The sequence below is a fragment of the Glycomyces tarimensis genome (assembly GCF_054776215.1).
On sequence record NZ_BAAHCB010000004.1, the window covers coordinates 198,688 to 222,038 of the forward strand.

Sequence of the window (23,351 nt, forward strand, 5' to 3'; positions counted from 1 at the left end):
CTCCACGGGGGCGAACGAACCGGACGAAGATCATTGGATCGCGTGATCATGCGATCGCTCGCTGCGCGGCGCCGCAACGGTCCTGAGTTCGCGATGCAGGAATCCCGACCGCGTTCTCGCGCAACGGCTCGTCCTGATCAGCCGCGGGCCTCGGCGATCCATTCGTCGACGATGCCGGTCATGGTCTCCAGTGGAATCGATCCGCTGGACAGGACGCGGTCGTGGAAGTGCCGCAGGTCGAAGGCGCCGCCCAGCTCGCGCCGGGCCCGCTCCCGCAGCTCGCCGATGTGGCGGCGCCCGATCATGTAGGCCAATGCCTGCCCCGGCCAGGCGATGTACCGGTCGACCTCGTTGGCGATGTTCACCTCGGACAGCGCGGTGTTGGCGCGCATGAACGCGATCGCCTTGTCGCGGGACCAGCCGAAGGCGTGCATTCCGGTGTCGACCACCAGCCGGCAGGCCCGCCACGCGTCGAAGGAGACCATGCCGAGCCGGGCCAGGTCGCCGCTGTAGAGCCCCATCTCGTCGCAGAGCCGCTCGGTGTAGAGGCCCCAGCCTTCGCCGAATGCGGTGACGTAGGCGAAGCGCCGGAACAAGGGCAGTCCGTCGAGGGTCTGCGCGAGCGCGAACTGGAGGTGGTGGCCGGGGACGCTCTCGTGGAAGGCCAGCGCCTCGTACTCGAAGCGGGTGCGCGTCTCGGGCTGGTAGGTGTTGACCCAGTGGGTGCCCGGGCGCGAGCCGTCGAGCGCGGGCCCGGTGTAGTAGGCGAGCGTGGAGCCCTTGGCGGCGGCCTCGGGGACGGCCCGGACCTCGCACGGCGCGATGTCGTAGTCCAAGAACGCCTGCGGCAGTGCCGCTTCGGCGCGCCGAAGCGCCGTGGTGACGTCGTCGAGGAGGTCCTCGGCCCGCTCGTACCGCAGCGACGGATCGGAGCGGAGCCGCGCGATCACCTCGTCGGTGTCGCCGGTGCCCAAGGCCTTCGCGCCCAGAGCGCCGAACTCGTCTCGGAGCCGCTCGAGCTCGTCGAGTCCGATGCGGTGGATCTCCTCGGGCGTGAGGTCGGTGGTCGTGAACTGCCGGGACGCGGCCCGGTAGCCGGCTTCGCCGCCGGGCACATGGCAGACGCCGACCTCTTCGTCGGAGCGCGCGGCGGGCAGCAGCTCCGCGTCCAGCACGGTGCGCCAGCGCTCCAGGGCGGGCCGGACCTGCCGTTCGACGATGAGCGCCGCCGCTTCGCGCCACGTCTGCGCCTCGACGCCCGAAGGCTCGGGCCGCAGCAGCGGGTCTTCGGCGACCGGACCGGCCAGATAGTCGTCGATCTGCGCGATCGCGGCGAGCACCCCGTGCCGGGTCTGGTGCCGGCCTTCGCGACCGGCGATCCGGTACCGCTCCAGCGCCGCGTCGAAGTAGGCGCCGAGCCCGGCCATTCGAGCGAGATAGTCCGTGCTCCGCCGTTCGGAGTCGAGGTTGATGTTCGGCACGCCCGAGAGCATCCGCGACACGACGCCCGCGATCGACGCGGTGAGGCCGACCTCGTGCAGCGCGGCCTCGATCGCCCCGGTCTCGTCGCGCACCAGCCGGTCCAGCATCGCCCGGGTGATCCGGTCCTGCCCTTCCAGCGACGCGGGGTCGATGTCCTCCAAGGCGTCACGGGTGACCTTGAGATGCGCCAGCCGCCGCTGCGCGCCGTCCCGGCTCGGGTCGGGCAGCAGGTGGTCGTACCCGGCGACGCCGTAGAACGTTGCCGCCATCGGGTTGTCGGCCAACTGGAGTTCGAAGTAGCGCTGAGCGGCCGAGTCGAGCGGCGATGCGGGCATGAGTCCCTCCTGGAACGGTTGACTGCGACCCTAATCGCCGACCGGCCGGCAGACAAGCCATGGACCTCACCGGCCGGTCCAGAGCGATCACCACTTGCACACATCGACCATTGTTGACAACGGTCGGCGCCCCCTCCCGAACGTCCCCGCGAGGGGCCCGGTCTACCGGTCGAGTCCGAGGTCGCGGTGCGGGTCGCCGACCATGGCCGAAGGGTCGACGATCCGGTCGAAGTCGGCCGCGTCCACGCCGAGCGCCAAGGCGGCCTCGCGCAGGGTCGTGCCTTCCTCGTCGGCCTTGTGGGCGATGGCCGAGGCCTTGTCGTAGCCGATGTGGGGGCTGAGCGCGGTGACGAGCATGAGTGATCGGCCGACGTAGTCGGCGACGCTGTCTTCGTCGAGCTCGGTGCCTTCGACGCTGAAGGTCCGGAGCGTTTCGGCGGCGTCGCCGAGGATCCGGGCCGAGTGGAGCACGTTGTCGATGATGATCGGCCGCATCGTGTTGAGTTCGAAGTTGCCTTGCGCACCGGCGGAGGCGACGATCGAGTCTTCGCCGATGACCTGGAGGCAGACCATGATGGCGGCCTCCTGCTGGGTCGGGTTGACCTTGCCGGGCATGATCGAGGAGCCGGGCTCGTTGGCGGGGAGTTTGAGTTCGTGCAGACCGGCGCGCGGGCCCGAGGAGAGCCAGCGCATGTCGCCGGCGATCTTCATGAGCGCGACGGCGGCGCCGCGCAGGCCGGCGCTGACGGCGACCATGCCGTCGAGGGAGCCTTGTGCGGCGAACTTGTTCGGCGCCGTGACGAGCGGCAGCCCGGTGAGTTCGGCGAGTGTCGCGGCGATCGCTTCGGCGAAGCCTTCGGGGGCGTTGATGCCGGTGCCGACGGCGGTGCCGCCGATGGCGAGTTCGCCGACCGCTTCGAGTGAGCCTTCGAGCCGGGTGCGGGCGTCGCGCAGTTGCGCGGCCCAGCCCGACCATTCCTGTCCGACGGTGAGCGGGGTCGCGTCCTGGAGGTGGGTGCGGCCGATCTTGACGACGTCGACCCATTGCACGGCCTTGTCCCAGATCGCGTCGGCGAGGGCGCCGAGCTGCGGCATGGTCCGCTCGCGCACGGCGAGCAGCGTCGCGATGTGCATGGCGGTGGGGACGGCGTCGTTGGAGGACTGCCCGAGGTTGACGTGGTCGTTCGGGTGCACGGGGTCCTTGGCGCCGAGGTCGCCGCCGAGCAGTTGACTGGCGCGGTTGGCGATGACCTCGTTGACGTTCATGTTGGACTGCGTGCCCGAGCCGCTCTGCCACACGGAGAGCGGGAACTCCTCGTCGAGTTCGCCGGCGATGACCTCGTCGGCGGCGGCGGCGATCGCATCGGCGAGCGCGGGGTCGAGCCGCCCGTCGGCGGCGTTGACGAGCGCCGCGGCCTTTTTGACGTATCCGAAGGCGTGGGCGAGCGCGGTCGGCATCCGGTCCTGGCCGATCGGGAAGTGGATGAGCGCCCGCTGGGTCTGGGCGCCCCAGTAGTGCTCGGCGGGCACCTCGATCGCGCCCATCGCGTCGGTCTCGGTCCGAGTGCCGGTCTGTCCGGTGCCGATCGGCACGGGGCGGAACCTGGGATTGTCGGTCGTCATCACGTCACCTCGTCCGCCTGGAAGCAAGAAAAGCGGCCCGGTTCGGCGTCTCCGCCGGCCGGGCCGTACTCCACTGTCTCAAAGTGGTGGCTCCCCGAGATGGACTCGAACCATCAACCCTTCGATTAACAGTCGAATGCTCTGCCAATTGAGCTATCGGGGAAGGGGGCTTGCCGTGGCTTTCGCCGGGCGAACCGGATACGAGCGTACAGGACCGGAATGCTCCCGTGCCACGGGGGGCGGTGTGGCATGGGTCCGAGTCCGGGGCCCGCGGCCGGTTCGTCATGCATGCGGATGACGTCCGCGTGTCGCAGGAAATCGGCGAGGGGCGCTCAGATGTGTCGTGACTTGCACATTCCGCTTATGACGTTTCCGTCATGGACCTTCGGGGCACCCCGTGGTGAGGCAGAATGGCCGCTGTAGGCGACCGCGCTAAGTAACGGCTCGAAAACTTGCCGAGCCGAGGGAGGCAAAACCATGCGCAGATGGTATTTCGTGGCCGGACTCGGGATCGGCTACGTCCTGGGTACGAAGGCAGGAAGGGAACGGTACGAGCAGATCCTCAGCTGGACCAGGCAGGTCACGGGTGACGACAGGGTCCAGCACGTGGCGACTTCGGTCCGCACTCAGGCCAACAAGGCCGCGACGGTGGCGCAGGACAAGATGAAGGGCACCAAGTTCGGGGAGATCGTCGAGGGCTTCACCGCCGCCGACGAGAAGCCGAAGGCGGAGCCGTGGGATTCGGCCGGAGTGACCACGCCGGCACGCAGCGAGCGCGAAATGCGCGAGGACTCCCCGGGGTTCTGACCCGTCCATGAGCGCCGAACGGCGGGCGAGGTGCAGACCTCGCCCGCCGTTCGATGCGTTCACGGGCGCTTGACCGGCGCGCTCAGCCGCAGGTCGCCGACGGAGCGGCCGGCCTCGACGGTCCACGTGCCCGGCACGGTCCGCCAGTCGGAGCCGGCCTCGTCCCACACCTGGAACGCCCGCTCGTCGAGCCGCACGCTCACTTCGACGATTTCCCCGGCCTCGGCGCTGATGGCGCTGAAGCCCGCGAGGCGGTGCGCCTCGATGCCGCCGGGCACCTCGGCTTCCGGTTCGGGCGCCAGGTAGACCTGGACGACTTCGCGTCCGGCGCGGTCGCCGGCGTTGCGCACCCGCACGGTGACCGTGTCGCCTTCGACGGTCAGGTGCTCGTATTCCCATGCGGTGTAGGACAGGCCGTGCCCGAACCAGTACGCCGGCGCGGGGCCTCCGCGCCGCTCCCAGGCCCGGTAGCCGATGAAGACGCCTTCGTCGTAGTGCAGTTCGCCCTTCTCGTCCGGTTCGACTCGCGTCACCGGCGCGTCGGCGAGGGTCTTGGGCCAGGTCGTGGGCAGCCGCCCGCCCGGTTCGGCGCCGAGCAGGACGTCGGCCAGGGCCCGGCCGCCCTCCTGACCGGGGAACCAGGTGAGCAGGATCGCGGCGACGTCGTCCTGCCACGGCATCTCGACCGGGGAGCCGGAGTTGACGACGACGATCGTGTTCGGATTGGCCTCCGCGACGGCGGCGACCAGTTCGTCCTGGCGTCCGGGCAGGCGCAGACTCGCCCGGTCCCAGCCTTCGGACTCGGTGAGGGCCGTGGTGGAGACGACGACCACGGCGGCCTCGGCGCGGCCGGCGGCCGCGACCGCGTCGGCGAGGAGCTCGTCCTCGTCGGGTCGCGGCTCGGTGTGCATGAGTCCGAACAGCACCGATCGCGGGAATCCGGGCGGGAAGGCGGCCGGAGTGAACTCCAGGCGCACGTCGACGGTCTGCCCCTGTTCGAGGTGGACGGTGCCGCGCTCGACGCCGGGGCCGAAGAACGCCTCGAAGGGGTCGTCGGGGTTGACCGAGTAGTGGTCGTCGAACATGGTCCGACCGTCGATCACGAGCTTGAGGTGGCCCGACCCCCTCGTGCCGAAGGTGTGCTCGCCGGTGGCGGTCGCGGTGTAGGTGCCGTCGAGCACGGCGTGGTCGAAGTCCTCGGTGGACATGCCGCCGGGGACGTAGCCCATCCATTTGACGTCGCCGCCGGCCAGCGGCTCGGCCGCCGCGGCGGTGCCGTCGCCGGCGACGGGTCGCACCCGCAGGTCGAAGCCGTGCTTGGCCGGGAGGATCTGCTCGTACAGGTCCACGCCCCGGTGGTAGTCGACGCGGTCGCCGAGGCGCTCGCGCAGCCCCTCGAGCGGGGCGACGACCTGCTCGGGGAAGACGGTGGCCGAACCGCCGCCGAGGACGCGGGCGTCGGCGGCGGCCGGTCCGATGAGCGCGATCCCGGCGACGACGTCGGCCGTCAGCGGCAGCACCGCCGCCTCGTCCCCGGTCGGCACGTCGTTCTTGACCAGGACGAAGGAGCGGCGGGCCGTCTCGCGCAGGAACTCGCGCGCGTCCTCGGGCTCGGCGGCGGGCTCGCTCACGGCCGGCTCGACGCCCTCCAGCGCGCCCACGCGGGCGGCGAGGGTGAGCATGCGCCGCACGGCGGCGTCGACGTCGGCCTCGTCGGCGCGACCCTCGCGCACCGCCGCGGCCAGCTTCGCCCCGTACGGCGTGTACGGGCCGGGCATGGCCAGGTCGAGACCGGCCTGGACGTCCTCTACGGTGTGGCGCGCGGCCGACCAGTCCGAGACGTTGAAGCCGTCGAAGCCGAACTCGTCGCGCAGCACCCGCATGAGCTCCCGGTGCGCGGTCATGGTGGTGCCGTTGACCGAGTTGTACGCGGTCATGACCCCCCATGGGCGCACCGCCTCGGTGATCATCTCGAACGGCCGCAGGTACAGCTCGCGCAGCGCCCGCTCGCCGATGATGTTGTCCACCGTGAACCGGTCGGTCTCGGCGTCGTTGGCGACGTAGTGCTTCATGGTGGTGCCCACGCCGCCCTCCTGCACGCCGGCCACATAGGCCTGAGCGATGCGGCCGGTCAGGTACGGGTCCTCCGAGAACGCCTCGAAGTGCCTGCCGCCGAGCGGTGAGCGGTGCAGGTTGATGGTGGGGGCGAGGAGCACGTCGACGTGCTTGCGGCGCGACTCGGCCGCCAGGAGGTGCCCGATCTCGCGCACGAACGCGGGGTCCCACGACGCGGCCTGCGCGGTGGGGCTCGGCAGGGCCAGCGACGGGTCGGCGGCGGTCCAGAACCGGCCGCGCACCCCGATGGGGCCGTCCGAGACGGTCATCGACCGCAGCCCGGCCTCGGGGATCTCCAGCGTCCGCCACATGTCGACGCCGGCGAGCAGCGCGGCCTTGGTGTCCAGGTCGAGCCGCGCGAGCGCGGCCTCGACGGCGTCGGCGTAGTCGGGACGGTCGGCCGGAACCGTCCATTCGGCATCAGTCATCGCCAATGGCCTTTCCATACGGGTGTCGGTCACCGCCACAGTGTGACATCGTCACCGAGTAATCGGTACGTCTTGTTGCCGTATTGTAATTAACTAGGCTGTAACGAAGGATCCAATACACCGTCAGAGAGCAGTCGATGCCACCAGCACCCATATCGTCCAGCGGCGTCAAGCACGGCGCCCGAGGCCAGGCACGCCGCGAGGAGATCCTCCGCGCCGCGATCGAGGTGATCGCCGAACGCGGCTTCCGCGGCTCCAGCCTCGCCGCCGTCGCCGACAAGGTCGGACTCACTCAGCAGGGCCTGCTCCACTACTTCCCGACCAAGGACGAACTGCTCATCGCCGTCCTCAAGCAACGCGACGAATGGGACACCGGCGGCGAGCCCGAAGCCGTCGAACAGACCTGGCGCATGCCCAACCTCGACTCGCTCGTCCAGGCCAACGCCGCCCGCCCCGAACTCATCCGCACCTTCTCCGCGCTCCTCGGCGAATCGGTCACCGAAGACCACCCCGCCGGCGACTACTTCCGCGACCGCTACCGCTCCGCCAGGCACGACATGGAATCCGTCCTGCGCCGCGAATGGGGCGAACGCACCCCCTCCGGGCTCACGCCCGCCGAAGCCGCGCCCCTCCTGGTCGCCATCATGGACGGCCTCCAATTCCAGTGGCTCCACGAACCCGAAGCGGTCGACCTCGTCGACGCCTACCGCGCCTTCGTCCGCCTGCTCGACCCCGAGGCCGCCCAGTGACCCTCCCCGCGCTCGCCGCGCTCGCCTGCCCCAACTGCGCGCAGGCCCTCGACCAGACCGAGCGGCGCCTCCACTGCCCCGCAGGACACTCCTTCGACATCGCCAAAGGCGGCTACGCCCCACTGCTCGCCCCCGGCGCCAACACCACCACCGGCGACACCGCGGGCCAGGTCGCCGCCCGCGAGGACTTCCTCTCCTCCGGCGTCTACGACCCGCTCATCGAAGCCACCGCCCGAGCGAGCCGCACCGACGCACCCGGCGTCGTCGTCGAACCCGGCTGCGGCACCGGCCACTACCTCGCCGCCGCCCTCGCCGCCGACGGACAGCGCGAGGGCATCGGACTCGACACCTCCAAGTACGCCCTGCGCCGCACCGCCAAACGACCACTGCGCGGCGGCACCGGCGAACGACTCGCCGCCGTCCTCGCCGACGCCTGGAAGACGCTCCCGGTCCGCACCGGAGCCGCCGCGGCCGTCCTCAACGTCTTCGCCCCCCGCAACCCCGACGAGATCGCCCGCGTCCTCCACCCCGAAGGACACCTCGTCGTGCTCACGCCCCAGGCCGACCACCTGCGCGAACTGGTCGACGCCCTCGCACTGCTCAACGTCGACCCCGCGAAAGAACGGCGCACCGCCGAGCAGCTCGCCGCCGACTTCACCCCCGAGCGGACCGAGGAGGTCCGCTACCCGATCGAGCTCGAACGCGGCGACGCCCTCCGACTGGTCGCCATGGGCCCCAGCGCGAGGCACCACGAAGACTCCGCCCTCGCCGCGGCCGTCGACCGGCTCGAGGCGCCCATCCGCGCCACCGTCTCGGCGACCGTGACCCGGTGGCGCCAACACGACTAGGCCGTGTGTGACGACCCCGGGCGAGGTCGAATCCGAGTCGATTTTGCCGCTCGCCAGGCGGAAGGCGGTTCGGCTACCGGAGTTGTAACCGGACCGCCTGACAACGCAGTGAGCGGGAAAACGGGCCGGATGCGGACCGGTCGGGGTTATCGAACACGGCTAGGCCGCCCCATCCGTCCAAGCGGCCACTCGGCCACCGAGCCGAGGCCGTTCCCCGGCAAACGGGGCCTTGTCCTCCTATGCCATAGCCAGTACGGTACGGAGCATCACCTGAGAGCACCTGGAGAGAGCAGTGTTCGATCAGATTCGGTCCGCAGCGCTCCTCGGCGCCGCCGCAACGGTCGCGCTGGCCGGCTGCGGCACCGCCGACGCCGACGCCGGCCCCAGCGAGACCCTCCCCGAAGACCCGGGCGCGCAACGGCTCAGCGTCGAGGTCCTCGACACCTTCGACCACGACCCCGCCGCGTTCACCCAAGGCCTGGAGCTGCGCGACGGCGTCTTCTACGAAAGCACCGGCCTGTACGGGGCCTCGGACATCCGACTCGTCGAACCCGGCACCGGCGAGGTCTTGGACTCCGAGGCGCTCCCCGACGATCATTTCGCCGAGGGCCTCACCCTCACCGACGACGCGGTCTGGCAGATCACCTGGCAGGAGGGCATCGCCTACCAGCGGGACCCCGCCACGCTCGAGGTCGTCGACACCGTCGAGTACGAAGGTGAAGGCTGGGGGATCTGCCATGACTCCGAGCGCCTGGTCATGAGCGACGGCTCGGCCACCCTCACCTTCCGCGACCCGGACACCTTCACCGAGCAGGGCACCGTCGAGGTCACAGTGGACGGCGAGCCGCTCACGCGGATCAACGAACTCGAATGCGTCGACGGGCAGGTGTGGGCGAACGTCTGGCAGACCGACGAGATCGTCCGCATCGACCCGTCCACCGGCGCCGTCGGCGCCGTCGTCGACGCCTCCGGCCTGCTCACCCAGGCCGAAGCCGGCGCCGCCGACGTCCTCAACGGCATCGCCGCGGCCGAACAGGAAGGCACCTTCTACATCACCGGCAAGCTCTGGCCGAAACTGTTCCTCGTCGAGTTCGTCGAGTAACGACCCGGACTGCTGACCTGTACGGCCTGAATTGCGCCGCAAGGGGGCATGGGCCATGATGTGATCATGGCCATCACACCCCTAGACAGATTGCTGGAATACAAGATGCACCTCTTGAAGCATTCCCGGCACCCCCGCCATTTCGCGACCTGGTGGCACGACCTCATCACCGCCGGCGCCTCGGCCTGGTTCCTCGCGGGGCTCATCGCCCTGGTGTGGGCGCGCGCCACCGACCGGCCCGAATCGTTCCTCACCTGGTGGCAGCTGCTGTTCTACACCGGTTTCGCCGCCACCGCCGGCTGGATCGCCTACCTCCTCGTGCGCGCCCACCGCGCCGACGGACGCACCGGCCTCGCCGCCGTCCCCCACGGCTACGGCCCGGCCGTCATCGGCGTCCCGGTGTTCATCGCCTCCGCCGTCGCCGACGCGATCTGGCACGCCGTGTTCGGCCCCGAGACCGCGCTCGACGCCCTGTTCGCCCCCGCGCATCTGGGCCTGGCCGTGGGCGGCGTCCTCATCGTCGCCTCGCCGTGGCTGTCGGCGTGGCGGCGCGACCACCTCGGCGCCGAGCCCGAACCGATCAACGCCTACCTGCGGTTCGCGTCGCCGGCGCTGGCGCTCGGCCACGTGTTCGCGGCCGCGGTGCTGTTCTTGTCGTACGCGTTCGCGTTCACGAAGCGCCCCGCCGATGTGGCCGCGGGCCTGGACGCACCCGAGGGGCACCTCGGGTGGGCGGTCGCGGCGAGCATCATGTTCACGACGCTCGCCGTGCTCGGTCTCGTGGTGGTGGCCTCGGGGCGCTTCCGGCTGCCGCCGGGGTTCTTCACGGCCGCGTTCGCCTTCCCCGCGCTCATGGCCGGCGCTACCGCGGGTTTCGACAACGGCGGTTTCGTGGTCCTGTTCGTCGTCTCGGGCGCCTTGGCCGACGCCTTGGCCTGGCTGGTGCGCACGGACCTGCGGCGCCGGAGGGACCTGGTCACGTTCGCGGCGACCTGGTCGATCCTGACCTGGTCGGCGTACATGGTGATCGTGCGCGTCGCCGAGGGCGCGTGGCCGGCCGTCGAGATCGCCTTGGGCGCGCCGATCGTCGCGGGCCTGGTCGGTTCGGCGTTCATGCTGGTGATCCAGCCCGACCACCGCGAGGTGGCCCCGCCCCCGCCGGCCGAGCCGTCCCCGTTCGACGAGGTCATCGCCCGCGCCAGGGCGATGACGACGGCGAACCGGACCGAGTCACTGTGAGACGGCCCCCGCTCGCAGGGCGGCGAGGCTCTCGGCCAGGAGCGGCTCGGCGATGAACTCGGAGTGGGTGCCGGCCTTGCGGCAGGCGAAGGCGCCGCTGACGCGGCCGGCGTCGATCGCGGTCGCGAGGTCGTCGCCGCGGCGGCGCGACCACAGGAAACCCGACACGAACGCGTCCCCGGCGCCGTTCGAGTCGATCGGGCGCCACGTCGCCCACTCCGGCACGGCCCCGCTCAACTCGGCCACCGGGTCGAGCGCCTCGTAGGGCCGGACGCCGCCGCCGCGCTCGAGCACGAACCCGCCCCGCTCGCCCGCGGTCGCGATCACCAGGCGCGCCCGCCCGTTGTCGATGATCCAGCGCATCGCCCGCTCGAAGTCGCCGCCGAGCCTCGCGGTCGACAGGAACACGGTGTCGGCCCGCAGCGCGTACTCCTTGTGGTGCTCGGCCTCGCCGTCCCAGGCGTGCAGGTCCGTCGAGACCGGCACGCCGTCGTCGAGGTCGGCGAGCATGCTCCGCGTGACGTTCGCGATCGAGATGTGGACGTGCGCGGCCTCGGCCAGGTGCGGCCGGTAGAACTCCGGCGGCAAGCGCAGGTCCGGGGCGTGCCGGAAGTCGTAGAACGAGAACCGCCGGCCCTCGTCGTCCACCAGGTTCACCGACCGCGAGGTGCCGCGCTCGGAGACCAGATGGCGGAAGTCCAGGCCCTCCTCCTCGTAGCGGCGCAGGATCATCTCGCCCTGCGCGTCCTCGCCGATGTAGTCGATGAACCGGGTCGCCAGCCCCAGGTGCAGGCAGCCGAGGGAGACGCCGTTGCCGGTGTGGGCGACGAAGTCCCGGATCGGATCGACACCGAGGTTGTCCCCGTCGAAGGGTCCGATCTCGGGGACGCGGACGATCGTGTCGACGCCGACGCCGCCGGCCACGAGGATGTCGAGCATGTGCGGTCGCTTCCTTTGCTGTGCCTTGCGGATGCGCCGAATGGCTTGCGCGAGGCAACCATATTGCCCGCCGAGCCGAAGTTCAAGCGAACAGACCGGGGCCGGCCCGGCCGACCCCGGCTTCGCTTTCGCGGTTCCCTCAGTTCGCGGCCTCAGTGCGCACCGCGCCCCGCCGGATCGCGTAGGCCAGCGTCGCGGCCGCCAGCGCCCCGCCCCACGGCAGGAACGGGAACACCGCGATCAGCTCCGGGTGTCCGGCCTCGAACGCCAGCGGGATGAACGGCACGCCGGTGATCGTGAACAGGTACGACACGATCGAGGCCGGCACGATCGCCGCCGCCGGCGGCACCGGCCGCCCCGCCAGCGCCGGCACCCAGTACGGCCACCGCTCGCCCCAGCGGGCCGCCAGACCCAGGCACAGCACCCCGCCGCCCAGGCACGCGAAGCCCAGCAGCAGGCCCCAGACGCGCATGTCCGGATGCGCCGCGAGCGCTTCGGCGTCCATCAGGTACGGCCACGGCGTCAGCCACGTCAGCCTCGTCAAGCCGTACGGCAGCGAGCACGCGAACGCCAGATACGCGGCCCGCCGGCCCCACCGGGCCGAGCCCTCGGGAGTCAGCCAGCGGGGCGTCTCGCCCGCGCGGGCGTCCAGCAGCAGCCGCGCGGTCATCGCCAGCCAGCACGCCCCGCCTGCCGCCGACCACAGCTCCGTGAGCGGATACAGCCCCAAGTCGCCCACGCCCGAACCGAGATTCCGCAGCAGGCTGCCGATCACCGCCGGGTCCAGCGGCCCGGCCGCCGCGAGCGCGGCGATCACCGCGGCGACCGCCCCGGCCGCGACCAGCCGCCCGACCTTGCCGCGGGCGAACAGGACCGGCGCGGTGACCAGGAAGACCGGAAGACAGAACGTGACCAGGTAACCGACGAGCGAGATCACCGACGTCGTCGGGATGAGCATCCCGAACACGACCGTGTAAGCGGCCGTCACCGGCCACAGGGCACGGGAGGCGCGGGCCAGGAACAGACCCGCGATACCCGCCGCCATCAACAGCAGCGGTGCGCCGGCCCCCTCCAGGAGGCCCGGCAGGCCGACCGTGGCGGCGTTGGTCGGCTCGGCGAACGGCCCGCCGTCGGGGTCGAGCAGCTGCCACAGCCCGACGGGAACGGCGGTCAGCGACCACAGGAAGGCGGCGAATCCCGCCCGCCTCCGAGCGGCCGTCTTGGGAGCAGTTTCTTGTCTCATGCCGAAAGCCTCGGCGAAACGCCTCCGCCGGGCCTCCCCCCGCAGAGCGGCCCGGCTCCCCCGGAGGAGGGAGCGACACCGCATCACTTTCGCCACTCCGGCCCCTCGAGAACCGTTTGCGGACGCGTCCGCATCCCTCGAAACAATTTCCCCAGTGGATTGAAAATATGCCCTTCTTTCACCGGAAACGAACCCGAAAAAACCATCGCGGAAACATCACGGGGCCATCACATATCGGATCGGGTGTGGTCACGGAACCTAGCGCAAGGACCCCGGACGCCATAGGGTGTAACTCGCATCACGCCAACCTCTGATCCGGCCTACGGATGCACATCTCGAACACAACTAGGAGAAGCCATGTCTCGCTTTCCCCGAGCGCTGCTAGCAGTAGCGACAGCAGGCGTCACAGCGTTCGCGCTCGCAGCGTGCGGCACCGACGAGGACTCAGGAAGTTCCAACGGCGCCTGCGAAGGCTCCGGTATGAAACTCGGCACGATCCTGCCGCAGACCGGCTCGCTCGCCTTCCTCGGCCCGCCCGAATTCGCCGGCGTCGACCTCGCCGTCCAAGAGATCAACGAAGCCGGCGGCGTGCTCGACGAATGCGTCGAAGTCCTCCACGAAGACTCCGGCGACACCTCCACCGACATCGCCAGCCAATCCGCCGACTCCCTCATCGCCCAAGACGTCGACGCGGTCATCGGCTCCGCCTCCTCCGGTGTGTCCTTCCAATTCATCGACAAGCTCTACGAAGAGGGCATCGTCCAGATCTCCCCGGCGAACACCTCGCCCGACTTCACGACCTACGAACGCGGCGACTACTACTTCCGCACCGCGCCCTCCGACGTCCTCCAAGGCCGCGTCCTCGCCGACCAGATCATCCAAGACGGCCACGAATCGGTCGCCATCCTCGCACTCCAGGACTCCTACGGCACCGGCCTCGCCGACTCCGTCGAACAGAACCTGACCGAATTCGGCGGCGAAGTCGTCATGAAGACGATCTACGACCCCAACGCCACCGAGTTCTCCGCCGAGGTCTCCGAACTCGCCGCCGCCGATGCCGACGCCGTCGTCCTCATCACCTTCAACGAGTTCACCAACCTCGCACCCGAACTCGTCGAAGCCAATCTGAGCCCCCAGGACCTCGGCTGGTACATGGTCGACGGCAACCTCTCCAACTACGGCGACGAATTCCCCGAAGGCATGCTCCAAGACACCAAGGGCACCTTCCCCGGCGCCGACCCGGCCAGCATCCAGGACCGCCTGCTCGAAGTCGACCCCGAACTCGTCGACTTCACCTACGGCCCCGAGTCCTACGACGCGACCCTGCTGCTCGCACTCGCCGCCGTCGCCGGCGAGGGCTACGACTCCGAGACCATCAAAGACAACATGATCGACGTCAGCCGCGAAGGCACCAAGTGCTCCGGCTTCGAAGAATGCGCCGACCTGCTCGCCGACGGTGAAGACATCGACTACGAAGGCGCCTCCGGCCCCATCGAGTTCTCACCCGAAGGCGACGTCACCGCCGCCACCATCGGCATCTACGAGTACCAGGCCGACAACACCTACGTCAACATCGACTACCTGTTCCAGACCCTGGAGTAGCGGACGACCCGATACAACGGCGACCGGGGCGGCTCCCAGAAGGGAGCCGCCCCGGTCGCCGTTGTGCCGCTAGCGCGCCCGGCCCAAAGTGCCGAGATACAACTCGACGACCTTCGGGTCGTCGATCAGCGCCGCACCGGGACCCGTATAGGCGCTACGGCCCTGATCCAGGACATAGCCCCGATCACAGATCTGCAGGCACCGCCTCGCGTTCTGCTCGACCATCACCACGGTGACACCCGTCGAATTGATCTGCTTCGTGTTGTAGAAGACCTCGTCCTGCATGTTCGGCGACAAACCGGCCGACGGCTCATCCAACAGCAGCACCGACGGCTCCATCATGAGCGCCCGGCCCATCGCCACCATCTGACGCTCACCGCCCGACAGGGACCCCGCCCGCTGCGCCCGCCGATCGGCGAGCACCGGGAACAGATCCGCGACGAACTCGAACCGCTCCTTGAACCGCTTCGGACGCAAGAACACGCCCATCTCAAGATTCTCGTACACGCTCAAGGTCGAGAACACGTTGTTCGTCTGCGGCACGAAACCCACCCCGCGCGGCACCAACTGGTGCGCCTTCTGGTTCGTGATGTCCTCGCCCCGCAGCGTCACCGTTCCCGAACCGACCCCGACCAGACCGAAAATCGCCTTCAACAGCGTCGACTTCCCAGCCCCGTTCGGGCCGATGATGCCCACCAATTCGCCCTCGTCGGCATACAAGTCAGTGCCGTTCAAGATCGACACACCCGGCACATACCCCGCGACGATCTCATCCGCGCGCAACAGCGCGTCACCCGAAGCCGCCACATGCCCCTCACGGGAACACACCTCACTCGACGACTCCGCGACCTCCGCCAGGGGCGCACCCGTCGGCGCGACCCCCTCGGAACCCTCGTTCAATTCCTCGTCAGACATCCCGTGCCCCCCTAATGAGCCGCGGCGTCATGATGCGCGCCCAGATAAGCATCGATCACACGCTCGTCGGCAGAGATCTGATCAGGCGTGCCCTCGGTGATGAGCCGACCGGCCGCCATCACGACCACCCAATCGGCGATCTCATGCACCATGTCCATGTCATGCTCCACGAACAGCACCGTCATCCCGTCCTCCCGGAGCCCCTTGATGTGCTCCAGCAGCGACTGCTTCAACGCCGGGTTCACACCCGCCATCGGCTCGTCGAGCATGACCATCTTCGGCTCCAACATCAGCGCCCGCGCCATCTCCAAGAGCTTGCGCTGGCCACCTGACAGCTCACCGGCGTAGTCGTCCCGCTTCTCGGCCAGATTGAACCGCTCCAGCAGCTCCAACGCCCGCGCCTTATTGGCGGCTTCCTCAGCGCGCCACAGCGCCGGGATCAGACCCGCCCACATGCGCTCGCCGATCTGCTTCGACGCGCCGATCAGCATGTTGTCGAGCACCGTCATCCGCGTCAGCGCCTTCGTCAACTGGAACGTACGCACCATCCCCGACCGCGCCAACTGATACGACCGCATCCGCTTGGCACTGCGCCCGTCGAACGTCCACGCGCCCTTGTTCGGCTGATCGAAGCCCGTCAGCAGATTGAACAGCGTCGTCTTCCCGGCCCCGTTCGGACCGATCAGGGCCGTGATCGTGCCGCGCTGCACCTCCAGGTGCTCCACATCGACGGCCACCAGGCCGCCGAACGCGCGCCTGATGCCCGTCGCCGACAAGATCGGATCCGGCTTCGCCACACCCGGCTCGGGCGCGACATCGGCGAGCGACTCCAGCGCCGCCCGATGCATCGCGCGCGACGGATCCGGCTCGCGCCCCGGCTCGTTACCTGACATCGAGCATCAGCTCCCTTCGATTGCCGAGCACGCCCTGCGGCCGGAAGATCAGCAGCAGCACCATGCCCAGGCCCAGCAAGAAGAACACCAGCGGACCGATCTGCGTGGTCGACAGCACCTCCGAGGGGATCGCCCCAGAACGCACACCCTGGTTCAGCGTCTGCGACAGCAGATTGAACAAGAACCAGAAGATCGCCGCGCCCAGCACAGGCCCGAACAGCCGGGCCGCACCGCCGAGAATCAGCACCACGTAGAAATAGAACGTGAAATCGGTACTGAACGTGTCAGGCTGCACGTTCGCGCGACTCAACGCGAAGATGAAGCCCGCGGCGGCACCGATGATGCCACCGATCACCAACGCCTGCATCTTGTACGCGAAGACGTTCTTACCGAGGCTGCGAACGGCCTCCTCGTCCTCCCTGATGCCCTTCAACACACGACCCCAAGGGCTGTGCACCAGCAGACCCACCACGACCAGGAACACCGCGACCAGGCCCCAGCCGACCGTCATGATCCACAGATCCCGGCTCGAATACTGGAAGTCCACGATCCCCAGATCGACCATGAGCCGCCCGTTCTCCATCGAAAGGAACGCCAGCGACCAGTTCGCATCGGGATCGTACGGACTCATCTCGAAGAACGGCTCACTGAAGCCCCGCATGCCGTCCGAACCGCCGGTGTACTCCGACCAGACCGTCGCGCGCGCCAACCGCCGCACGATCTCGGCCGCGGCAATGGTCACGATCGCCAGATAATCGGCCCGCAGCCGCAACGTCGGAACGCCCAGCAGCAGCGCCATCACCACCGCCGCGGCAAGACCGATCGCGATACCCCACCAGAACGGAAGCCCGAAGGCCACCACCGTCAGAGCGAGGCCGTACGCGCCCATCGCGGCGAACGCCGCCTGACCGAAATTGAGCAGTCCCGTGTACCCGAACTGCACGTTCAGCCCGATCGCCGCGATCGCATAAATGAGCATCGTCGGGCCGATCGCCTGTGTGAGCGCCTGGCTGAAGACAAAGTGCCAATCCATAGTGGTCTCCTAACCTCAGCCGATCCGCTCGCGACGACCCAGGATCCCCTGCGGCCGCGTCAGCATGACGACAATGAGAACGGCCAGCGCCCCGACATACTTCAACTCGGGGGAGACGACCAGCGTGGACATCTGCACGAAGATGCCGATGAGCATGGCGCCCAAGAAGGCACCGAACGCGGTGCCCAGGCCGCCCAGAACGACCGCCGAGAAGACCAGCAGCAGCAAGTGCTGCCCCATGTCGAACTTGACACCGTCGTTCACCGACAAGAACACGCCGGCCAGCGCCGCCAGCGCCCCACCGATCGTCCAAACCAGACGAATCACCCGGTTGACGTCGATACCGGTCGACGCCGCCAGCGACGGATTGTCCGCAACCGCGCGCGTCGCCTTGCCCAGGCGCGTGAACACCAGCGCCAAACCGACCGCCGAACACACCAGCGCCGCGATCAAGCCCGTGTAGACCTCCTTGGGCGTAATGACCAGCCACCCGAAATCCCACGGCTCCTGGCCGACGTACTCGTCATAGCGCTGGCGCTCACCGCCCACGAAGAACAAGGTGGCGAAACGGATCAGCAGCGCGACACCGATCGAGATGATCATCATCGACACCAGCCCGGTACCGCGATTGCGCAGCCGCGACCACAGCCCCCAGTCCTGGAGCCAACCGAAGAGGGCTCCCGCCGCGACCGCGCCGATCACGGCGATCCAGACGGGAAGACCCACGGTGATGTTGAACAGCAAGGCCATGACGCCGCCGAAGGTGACCAGGTCACCGTGGGAGAAGTTCGTCAGGCCGGTCGTGCCGAAGACCATCGACAGGCCCACCGCCGCCAGCGCGATCATGAGCCCGAAGTGCAGGCCGCTGAACAAGAGGCTGACAGCGCGGGTCGCGGTGCCGGCCCCTTCGATCTCCGGATCGATCTCGTCCTCGGCCTCGGGGCCCGCGGCGCTGCCGGTGGACCCCTCCTCGCCCTCGTCGTCGGCGGCGTCGTCCCCGCCCGCGCTGTCGCTCTCGTCCGGCACGGCGTCGGGATCGAGCTGCGTGTCGAGCGGGAAGAGCACCGTCCGGTTATTGGTCGAACGAACCTCCACCTCCAGCTGCGGGCGGCCGTTGCGCACCAGCAAACCGTTCGGGAGCGTCGACTCGTCGAGCGTGACGATGTAGGTGCCGGGCGCGTCGAGCGGGACGGACCAGGTGCCGTCGTCGGCGCTGGTCACCGTCGCGATCTCATTGCCGCCGGCGTCGGTGACGGTGACGGTGACCCCGGGGATCAGGTTGTCTTCCTGGTCCTTGAGGGTGCCGTTGACCCCGGTCCCGTCCTGGGCCGTCGCGGAGCTGCTCACCCCCAATCCCAGTACCAGGCCGGCCAGAACGGCCGACAGCATCAGAACTGCTCGTCTCAATGCGCCCCCTCGGAGGTTCGGGCACCGTGCAGTGTCGTGCAATGTTCGAGAAACAATCCACGGTGCGAGTGAGCCGAATCTTAGGGAGAGCTAAGGCACAGCTACACGTCTCGTTATGGAACCGTTGTGAATGTGACTCAGATGTTATCGACCAAACAGGGAAAATCGGTTGCGCGGTCGCACACGACCGTTTCGGAACAATGCGACACTCGTGAACATCCTGTAACGTCCGCCTCGGCGCGCGGGGAGTCCGGCGTGCTTCGGGCCCTGTGTCGCCCTGTCGGATCCGGCCCCTGGGGCCACCGCGGGCGCCGTAGGTATGAGAAGATGTTGGCCGCTAGGGGCAGTAGCTCAGGAGGTGAGAGCAGCTCACTCATAATGAGTCGGTCGCGGGTTCGAGTCCTGCCTGCCCCACTGTCAAGGCCCTGCTCCGCAGGGCCTTCTTTCGTATTCAGGACTCCTGGGGCTCGAAGTCCTGCCGCTGATCGCTGACCCGAGCTACCAGGGGACGACCGTGCCCTCCAGGTAGGGCACGCCGTCGTGGCGGAAGCCGGCCGTCGGGCCGCCCTCGCCGATGAGGGCCATGTCGACCGCGACCTTGGCGCCGTCCTCGACCTTGCGGATGCCTTGGTGGCCGTTCAGGTCGGTCGCCGTGAAACCCGGGGTCACGGCGTTGACCTTGATCGGGGTGTCCTTCAGCTCCGTGGCGTACGAGACGGTGAGCATGTTGAGCGCCGCCTTCGAGGCGCCGTAGGCGCCCGGCTGCAGGCCCGAGAACGGCAGGTCGTCCCGCAGCATGGTCGACATCGAGCCGATCTCGCTGGAGACGTTCACGATCCGGCCGGCCGCCGACCTGCGGATCAGCGGCAGGAACGCGTTGGTCACCGCGATCACCCCGAACACGTTGGTCTCGAAGACCTTGCGCGCGGTCGCGAGCGTCAGCTCGCTGGTGTTCCAGTTGCCGTCGGCCAGCGCGATGCCGGCGTTGTTGACGAGGATGTCGAGCCTGCCGTAGGCCTCGTCGACGTGTGTCGCGGCGGCGGCGATGGAGTCGGTGTCGGTGACGTCGAGGTGGACGCATTCGGCTTCGGTGCCGCCGGCGCGGAGTTCTTCGGCGGCTTGTTCGCCGAGTTCTTTGGAGCGGGCGCCGACGAGGACGGTGGCGCCGGTTTGGCCGAGGCCTTGTGCGGTGGCGTATCCGATGCCTTTGTTGGCGCCGGTGATGAGTGCGATTTTCTTGATCATGCGATGAGCGTGGGTCGGATTCGGCGCGACGAAAAGAGCCCTGTTTATGGTGGTACAGCCGGTACCTGGTTCGGTGTCGCTCGGTGGGGGAGACTCGAGGCATGGATCGACGGCAGCTAGCGGACTTCTTGCGTGTGCGTCGTGCGGCGATTCGGCCGGGCGATGTGGGTCTGCCTGAGGGGTCGCGTCGGCGTACGCCGGGGCTGCGTCGTCAGGAGGTGGCGCAGCTTGCCGGGATTTCGGTCGAGTATTACGTCCGGTTGGAACAGGCTCGGAGTCCGAAGCCGTCGCGGCAGGTGTTGAGTTCGCTGGCTCGTGCGCTGGTGCTTGACCGTGACGAGCGTGCGCACCTTTTCTATCTGGTGGGGGAGTCGCCTGATCTGGCTCCGCCGGGGAGGGAGGTGCCGAAGACGGTGCTGAACTTGCTCGCCGGACTCGACGACTTTCCGGCGTACGTCGTCAACGCGGCTTACGACATGCTCGCTTGGAACGCCTTGGCTGACGTCTTCATGGGTTTCCTGGCGGAGCTGAGCTCCTCCGAGCTCAATATTCTGCGTACGGGTTTCACGAAGCCGGGGGCGGCCGAGCGTTTGGCGGATCCGCGTCACAGTGGTTTCCTCCGGGAGTGTGTTGCGGATGTGCGCGCGAGTTTGGCGCGTCATCCGAGCGACAGTGAGCTGCGTTCGCTGGTGGAGGAGTTGTTGCGGGTGAGCCCGGAGTTCGGGGCGATGTGGGCTGATCATGAGGTCGCGGTGCGTGCTGCCGTGGCCAAGGGCGTTGATCATCCGCTCGTCGGTCGGGTGGAGTTCGACTGCCAGGTCATGGAAGTCAACGACGCGATGCGGTTGGTCGTGTATGTGCCGGAGCCGGGTTCGGCTTCCGCGGAGGCGTTCGCGAGTCTGGCGGGGGTGGCTGCGGAGCGGGGGCGGACGGCTGTAGCGCGTCCGTCATGAGGACTTGATTGATGTCACCATTGAATTTCATCTGACGGACTCCCGGTGAGCCGTGTCGGTTCCTACTCTTGATCTGTCGGCGCGTTCCCCTGCGTCGGCATCGGTGCAGTGCGAGTCGGTCGACGGCTTGCGTGTCTCCCCAAGCAGCCGGCCAGGCAACGAAGCAGCCGGTGACAGCTTCATCGTCATCTTCCGCATCTTCGTTCGTTTCCGGAGCCGCTCTATGCGTCTGCCTTTGTTCGCCTTGTCCATCGGCGCGTTCGCCATCGGTACTGCCGAGTTCGTCGTCATGGGCATTCTTCCCGAGGTCGCCTCTGCCGAGGGGGTCTCGCTCGCTCATGCCGGCCTGTTGGTGTCGGCTTACGCCATCGGCGTCGTCATCGGCGCGCCGTTGCTGACCGTCGCCACCACGAGGCTGGGACGAAAGCGCCTGCTCATCGCCCTCATGGGTTTCTTCACTGTCGCCAATGCGGCGACGGCGCTCGCTCCCGATTTCGCGTTCTTGCTGGGTACGAGGTTCCTTGCGGGTCTGCCGCATGGCGCGTTCTTCGGGGCGGCGGCGGTCGTGGGCGCGAGTCTGGTGCCGTATGCCCGGCGTGCCCGCTCGATCGCGGGAATCATGTCGGGTCTGACGGTCGCGACGATCGTCGGTGTTCCGATCGGTGCGCTGTTGATCGGTCATGTCAGTTGGCGTGTCGTGTTCGTCGGTGTCGCCGCGATCGGTCTGGTCACCATGGCGGCGATCTGGTTGACGGTCCCCGACACGAAGGGTGTCATCGCGCCGACTCGCGCGATCGATGAGATCCGTGCGGTCGGCAACGCCCGCGTGCTCATGCCGCTCATCACCGGCGCGGTCGGCTTCGGCGGCATGTTCGCCTGCTACACCTATTTGACGCCGATCCTGGAGGACGTCACGGGTCTGGCGCCGGTGGCGATCGCGGTTACCTTGGCGGTCTTCGGCATCGGTATGACGTGCGGCAATGTGCTGGGCGGCCAGATCGCCGACCGGTTCCCGATTCCGGGCCTGTTCGGTGCCTTCTCCACGATCGCGGCGGTGCTGCTGATGATGTTCTTCAGCATGGCGGTTCCGGCGCTGGCCATCGGCGGTGTGTTCTTGATGGCCACGGCGTCGTCGCTTGTCGGCCCGGTGCTGCAGCGACTGCTGCTCGATGGCGCCCATGAGGCTCCGTCGCTGGCGTCGTCGTTGCACCACGCGGCGTTCAATCTGGCCAACGCGAACGGCGCCTGGCTCGGTGGCCTGGCGATCGGTGCGGGCTTCGGTTTGACCTCCCCGATCCTGGCGGGCGTTGCGCTGGCGCTGGCCGGACTCGGTCTGTCGTTCGTGCTCGCCCGCGCCCACGCCGATGTGCCGCGGATCGCGGCTTCGGAGCTGGTCAAGGCCTCCTAGGGGACGAGGACCACTTTGCCCGTCGTGCCCCGGCTCTCCAGGGCGCGATGGGCTTCGGCCGCTTCGGCGAGTTGGAAGGTGTGGACGGCCGGCCTGAGCCGCCCGGTGGCGAGTTCGGTGAGCGAGCGTTCTTCGAGGCGGCGCAGGCCGCCCATGTCGGCGACGAGTTTTGGGCCGAGCGCGGAGGTGACGGTGAGGCCGCGCTGGACGATGTCGTCCATGGAGAGCTCGGTGGCCGTCCCGGAGGACCAGCCGAACACGATGGCGCGGCCGCCGAAGCCGAGCCGTTCGAGTGCGGCTCGGCCGACGACTCCGCCGACGGAGTCGTAGAGGACGGTGGCTTCTCGGCCGTCGAGGGCCGAGTCGAGTTGCTCGGTCCAGTCGTCGGCACGGTAGTCGATGGCGGCGTCGGCGCCGTTGTTTCGCACCTGGTCGGTCTTGTCGGGTCCGCCGGCGAGGCCGATGACGTGCGCCCCGGCGTTCCGTGAGGCTTGCACGAGGAGCGTGCCGATGCCGCCGGCGGCGGCCGGAATGACGGCGACGTCCTCGGCACTGACCGGACCGGCCTGGAGGACCATCAGTGTGGTTCGGCCGGTGCCGATCATGGCGACGGCTTCGGCGTAGCCGGCTCCTTCGGGCAGGGCGTGCACGGATTCGATGTCGCGTACGGCCTTTTCGGCGTAGCCGCCGGAGGCGAAGCCGAGGTGGGCCACGACCCGTTTGCCGATCCATGTCGGGTCGACGCCCTCGCCGACGGCGTCGACGATGCCGGCCGCTTCGCGGCCCGGGATCATGGGCAGTTCGGGGAGTCCGTACGGCGTCTTCTCGTCGTCTCCGGACCGGAAGGCCGTGTCGAGCAGGTGGACGCCGGCGGCTTTGGTGTCGATGCGGACTTGGCCGGGGCCGGGTTCGGGGTCGGCCACTTCCTCGTACTGGAGGACTTCGGGGCCGCCGAAGCGGTGCTGCCGGATCGCGTGCATGTGGA

19 protein-coding genes and 2 tRNA genes are annotated in these 23,351 nt (G+C 68.7%); 9 read left to right on the forward strand and 12 right to left on the reverse strand.

The annotated features are described in order from the left end of the window. Positions 1-137: 137 nt before the first annotated feature. The 3 genes from ACYVK3_RS04775 to ACYVK3_RS04785 form a co-directional block, all read right to left on the reverse strand. Positions 138-1,817 carry a DUF885 domain-containing protein gene (locus tag ACYVK3_RS04775; protein ID WP_460496119.1) on the reverse strand — a complete coding sequence of 560 codons (1,680 nt, stop codon included), beginning with the start codon at positions 1,815-1,817 and terminating at the stop codon, positions 138-140. A gap of 162 nt (positions 1,818-1,979) precedes the next feature. Then, complete coding sequence (locus ACYVK3_RS04780) at positions 1,980-3,440, reverse strand: class II fumarate hydratase (RefSeq protein ID WP_460496120.1); 1,461 nt, start codon at positions 3,438-3,440, stop codon at positions 1,980-1,982. An 87-nt stretch (positions 3,441-3,527) separates the two neighbouring features. Next, positions 3,528-3,603: transfer RNA gene (locus ACYVK3_RS04785), tRNA-Asn, on the reverse strand. 314 nt (positions 3,604-3,917) lie between these two features. Here ACYVK3_RS04785 and ACYVK3_RS04790 point away from each other — a divergent pair. Then, a complete protein-coding gene (locus tag ACYVK3_RS04790; RefSeq protein WP_460496121.1) occupies positions 3,918-4,247 on the forward strand; it encodes a hypothetical protein in 330 nt (109 codons plus the stop codon). Positions 4,248-4,306: 59 nt separating this feature from the next. On the opposite strand, the gene ACYVK3_RS04795 is transcribed toward ACYVK3_RS04790, so the two are convergent. Then, entirely contained in the window at positions 4,307-6,790 is a 2,484-nt protein-coding gene (locus tag ACYVK3_RS04795; RefSeq protein WP_460496122.1) for a glycoside hydrolase family 3 protein, read from the reverse strand. Positions 6,791-6,927: 137 nt separating this feature from the next. Here ACYVK3_RS04795 and ACYVK3_RS04800 point away from each other — a divergent pair, with 137 nt between their 5' ends. The 4 genes from ACYVK3_RS04800 to ACYVK3_RS04815 all read left to right on the forward strand — a co-directional run bounded on the left by ACYVK3_RS04800 (position 6,928) and on the right by ACYVK3_RS04815 (position 10,728). After that, positions 6,928-7,539, forward strand: a complete 612-nt coding sequence (locus tag ACYVK3_RS04800) for a TetR/AcrR family transcriptional regulator (protein WP_460496123.1) — start codon at positions 6,928-6,930, stop codon at positions 7,537-7,539. Continuing rightward, a complete protein-coding gene (locus ACYVK3_RS04805; RefSeq protein WP_460496124.1) occupies positions 7,536-8,387 on the forward strand; it encodes a class I SAM-dependent methyltransferase in 852 nt (283 codons plus the stop codon). The genes ACYVK3_RS04800 and ACYVK3_RS04805 overlap by 4 nt, the downstream gene beginning before the upstream one ends. A 292-nt stretch (positions 8,388-8,679) precedes the next feature. Further along, complete coding sequence (locus ACYVK3_RS04810; protein ID WP_460496125.1) at positions 8,680-9,489, forward strand: glutaminyl-peptide cyclotransferase; 810 nt, start codon at positions 8,680-8,682, stop codon at positions 9,487-9,489. Positions 9,490-9,555: 66 nt separating this feature from the next. Next, positions 9,556-10,728, forward strand: coding sequence for a hypothetical protein (locus tag ACYVK3_RS04815; protein ID WP_460496126.1), 1,173 nt, complete (start codon positions 9,556-9,558; stop codon positions 10,726-10,728). Here ACYVK3_RS04815 and ACYVK3_RS04820 read toward each other — a convergent pair. Together ACYVK3_RS04820 and ACYVK3_RS04825 are read right to left on the reverse strand one after the other, a co-directional pair. Then, complete coding sequence (locus ACYVK3_RS04820; RefSeq protein WP_460496127.1) at positions 10,720-11,667, reverse strand: carbohydrate kinase family protein; 948 nt, start codon at positions 11,665-11,667, stop codon at positions 10,720-10,722. The two genes, ACYVK3_RS04815 and ACYVK3_RS04820, sit on opposite strands and share 9 nt — an antisense overlap. Before the next feature lie 139 nt (positions 11,668-11,806). Then, positions 11,807-12,910, reverse strand: a complete 1,104-nt coding sequence (locus ACYVK3_RS04825) for a hypothetical protein (protein ID WP_460496128.1) — start codon at positions 12,908-12,910, stop codon at positions 11,807-11,809. A 480-nt stretch (positions 12,911-13,390) separates the two neighbouring features. On the opposite strand from ACYVK3_RS04825, the gene ACYVK3_RS04830 reads away from it, so the two are divergent. Next, positions 13,391-14,512 carry an ABC transporter substrate-binding protein gene (locus ACYVK3_RS04830; RefSeq protein ID WP_460496129.1) on the forward strand — a complete coding sequence of 374 codons (1,122 nt, stop codon included), beginning with the start codon at positions 13,391-13,393 and terminating at the stop codon, positions 14,510-14,512. 69 nt (positions 14,513-14,581) lie between these two features. On the opposite strand, the gene ACYVK3_RS04835 is transcribed toward ACYVK3_RS04830, so the two are convergent. Genes ACYVK3_RS04835 through ACYVK3_RS04850 form a run of 4 tightly spaced genes read right to left on the reverse strand, consistent with a single transcriptional unit; the run spans position 14,582 to position 18,742 of the window. After that, positions 14,582-15,427 (reverse strand): ABC transporter ATP-binding protein, encoded by an 846-nt coding sequence (locus ACYVK3_RS04835; protein WP_460496130.1) that lies wholly within the window; start codon positions 15,425-15,427, stop codon positions 14,582-14,584. Between the two features lie 11 nt (positions 15,428-15,438). Continuing rightward, positions 15,439-16,320 (reverse strand): ABC transporter ATP-binding protein, encoded by an 882-nt coding sequence (locus tag ACYVK3_RS04840; protein ID WP_460496131.1) that lies wholly within the window; start codon positions 16,318-16,320, stop codon positions 15,439-15,441. Beyond that, positions 16,310-17,353 carry a branched-chain amino acid ABC transporter permease gene (locus ACYVK3_RS04845; protein WP_460496132.1) on the reverse strand — a complete coding sequence of 348 codons (1,044 nt, stop codon included), beginning with the start codon at positions 17,351-17,353 and terminating at the stop codon, positions 16,310-16,312. Before ACYVK3_RS04845 ends, ACYVK3_RS04840 begins: the two co-directional genes overlap by 11 nt. 15 nt (positions 17,354-17,368) lie before the next feature. Then, entirely contained in the window at positions 17,369-18,742 is a 1,374-nt protein-coding gene (locus ACYVK3_RS04850; protein ID WP_460496133.1) for a branched-chain amino acid ABC transporter permease, read from the reverse strand. A gap of 358 nt (positions 18,743-19,100) precedes the next feature. On the opposite strand from ACYVK3_RS04850, the gene ACYVK3_RS04855 reads away from it, so the two are divergent. After that, positions 19,101-19,174: transfer RNA gene (locus ACYVK3_RS04855), tRNA-Ile, on the forward strand. A gap of 84 nt (positions 19,175-19,258) precedes the next feature. On the opposite strand, the gene ACYVK3_RS04860 is transcribed toward ACYVK3_RS04855, so the two are convergent. After that, positions 19,259-20,005, reverse strand: coding sequence for an SDR family oxidoreductase (locus ACYVK3_RS04860; protein ID WP_460496134.1), 747 nt, complete (start codon positions 20,003-20,005; stop codon positions 19,259-19,261). A gap of 101 nt (positions 20,006-20,106) precedes the next feature. Here ACYVK3_RS04860 and ACYVK3_RS04865 point away from each other — a divergent pair, with 101 nt between their 5' ends. Both ACYVK3_RS04865 and ACYVK3_RS04870 read left to right on the forward strand, forming a co-directional pair. After that, positions 20,107-20,958, forward strand: a complete 852-nt coding sequence (locus tag ACYVK3_RS04865; RefSeq protein WP_460496135.1) for a helix-turn-helix transcriptional regulator — start codon at positions 20,107-20,109, stop codon at positions 20,956-20,958. Positions 20,959-21,061: 103 nt separating this feature from the next. Continuing rightward, positions 21,062-22,366: an MFS transporter gene (locus ACYVK3_RS04870; RefSeq protein ID WP_460496136.1), complete on the forward strand. Its 1,305-nt coding sequence runs from the start codon at positions 21,062-21,064 to the stop codon at positions 22,364-22,366. Here the strand turns inward: ACYVK3_RS04870 and ACYVK3_RS04875 are convergent. After that, positions 22,363-23,346, reverse strand: coding sequence for a zinc-binding dehydrogenase (locus ACYVK3_RS04875; RefSeq protein WP_460496137.1), 984 nt, complete (start codon positions 23,344-23,346; stop codon positions 22,363-22,365). The two genes, ACYVK3_RS04870 and ACYVK3_RS04875, sit on opposite strands and share 4 nt — an antisense overlap. Positions 23,347-23,351: the final 5 nt, after the last annotated feature.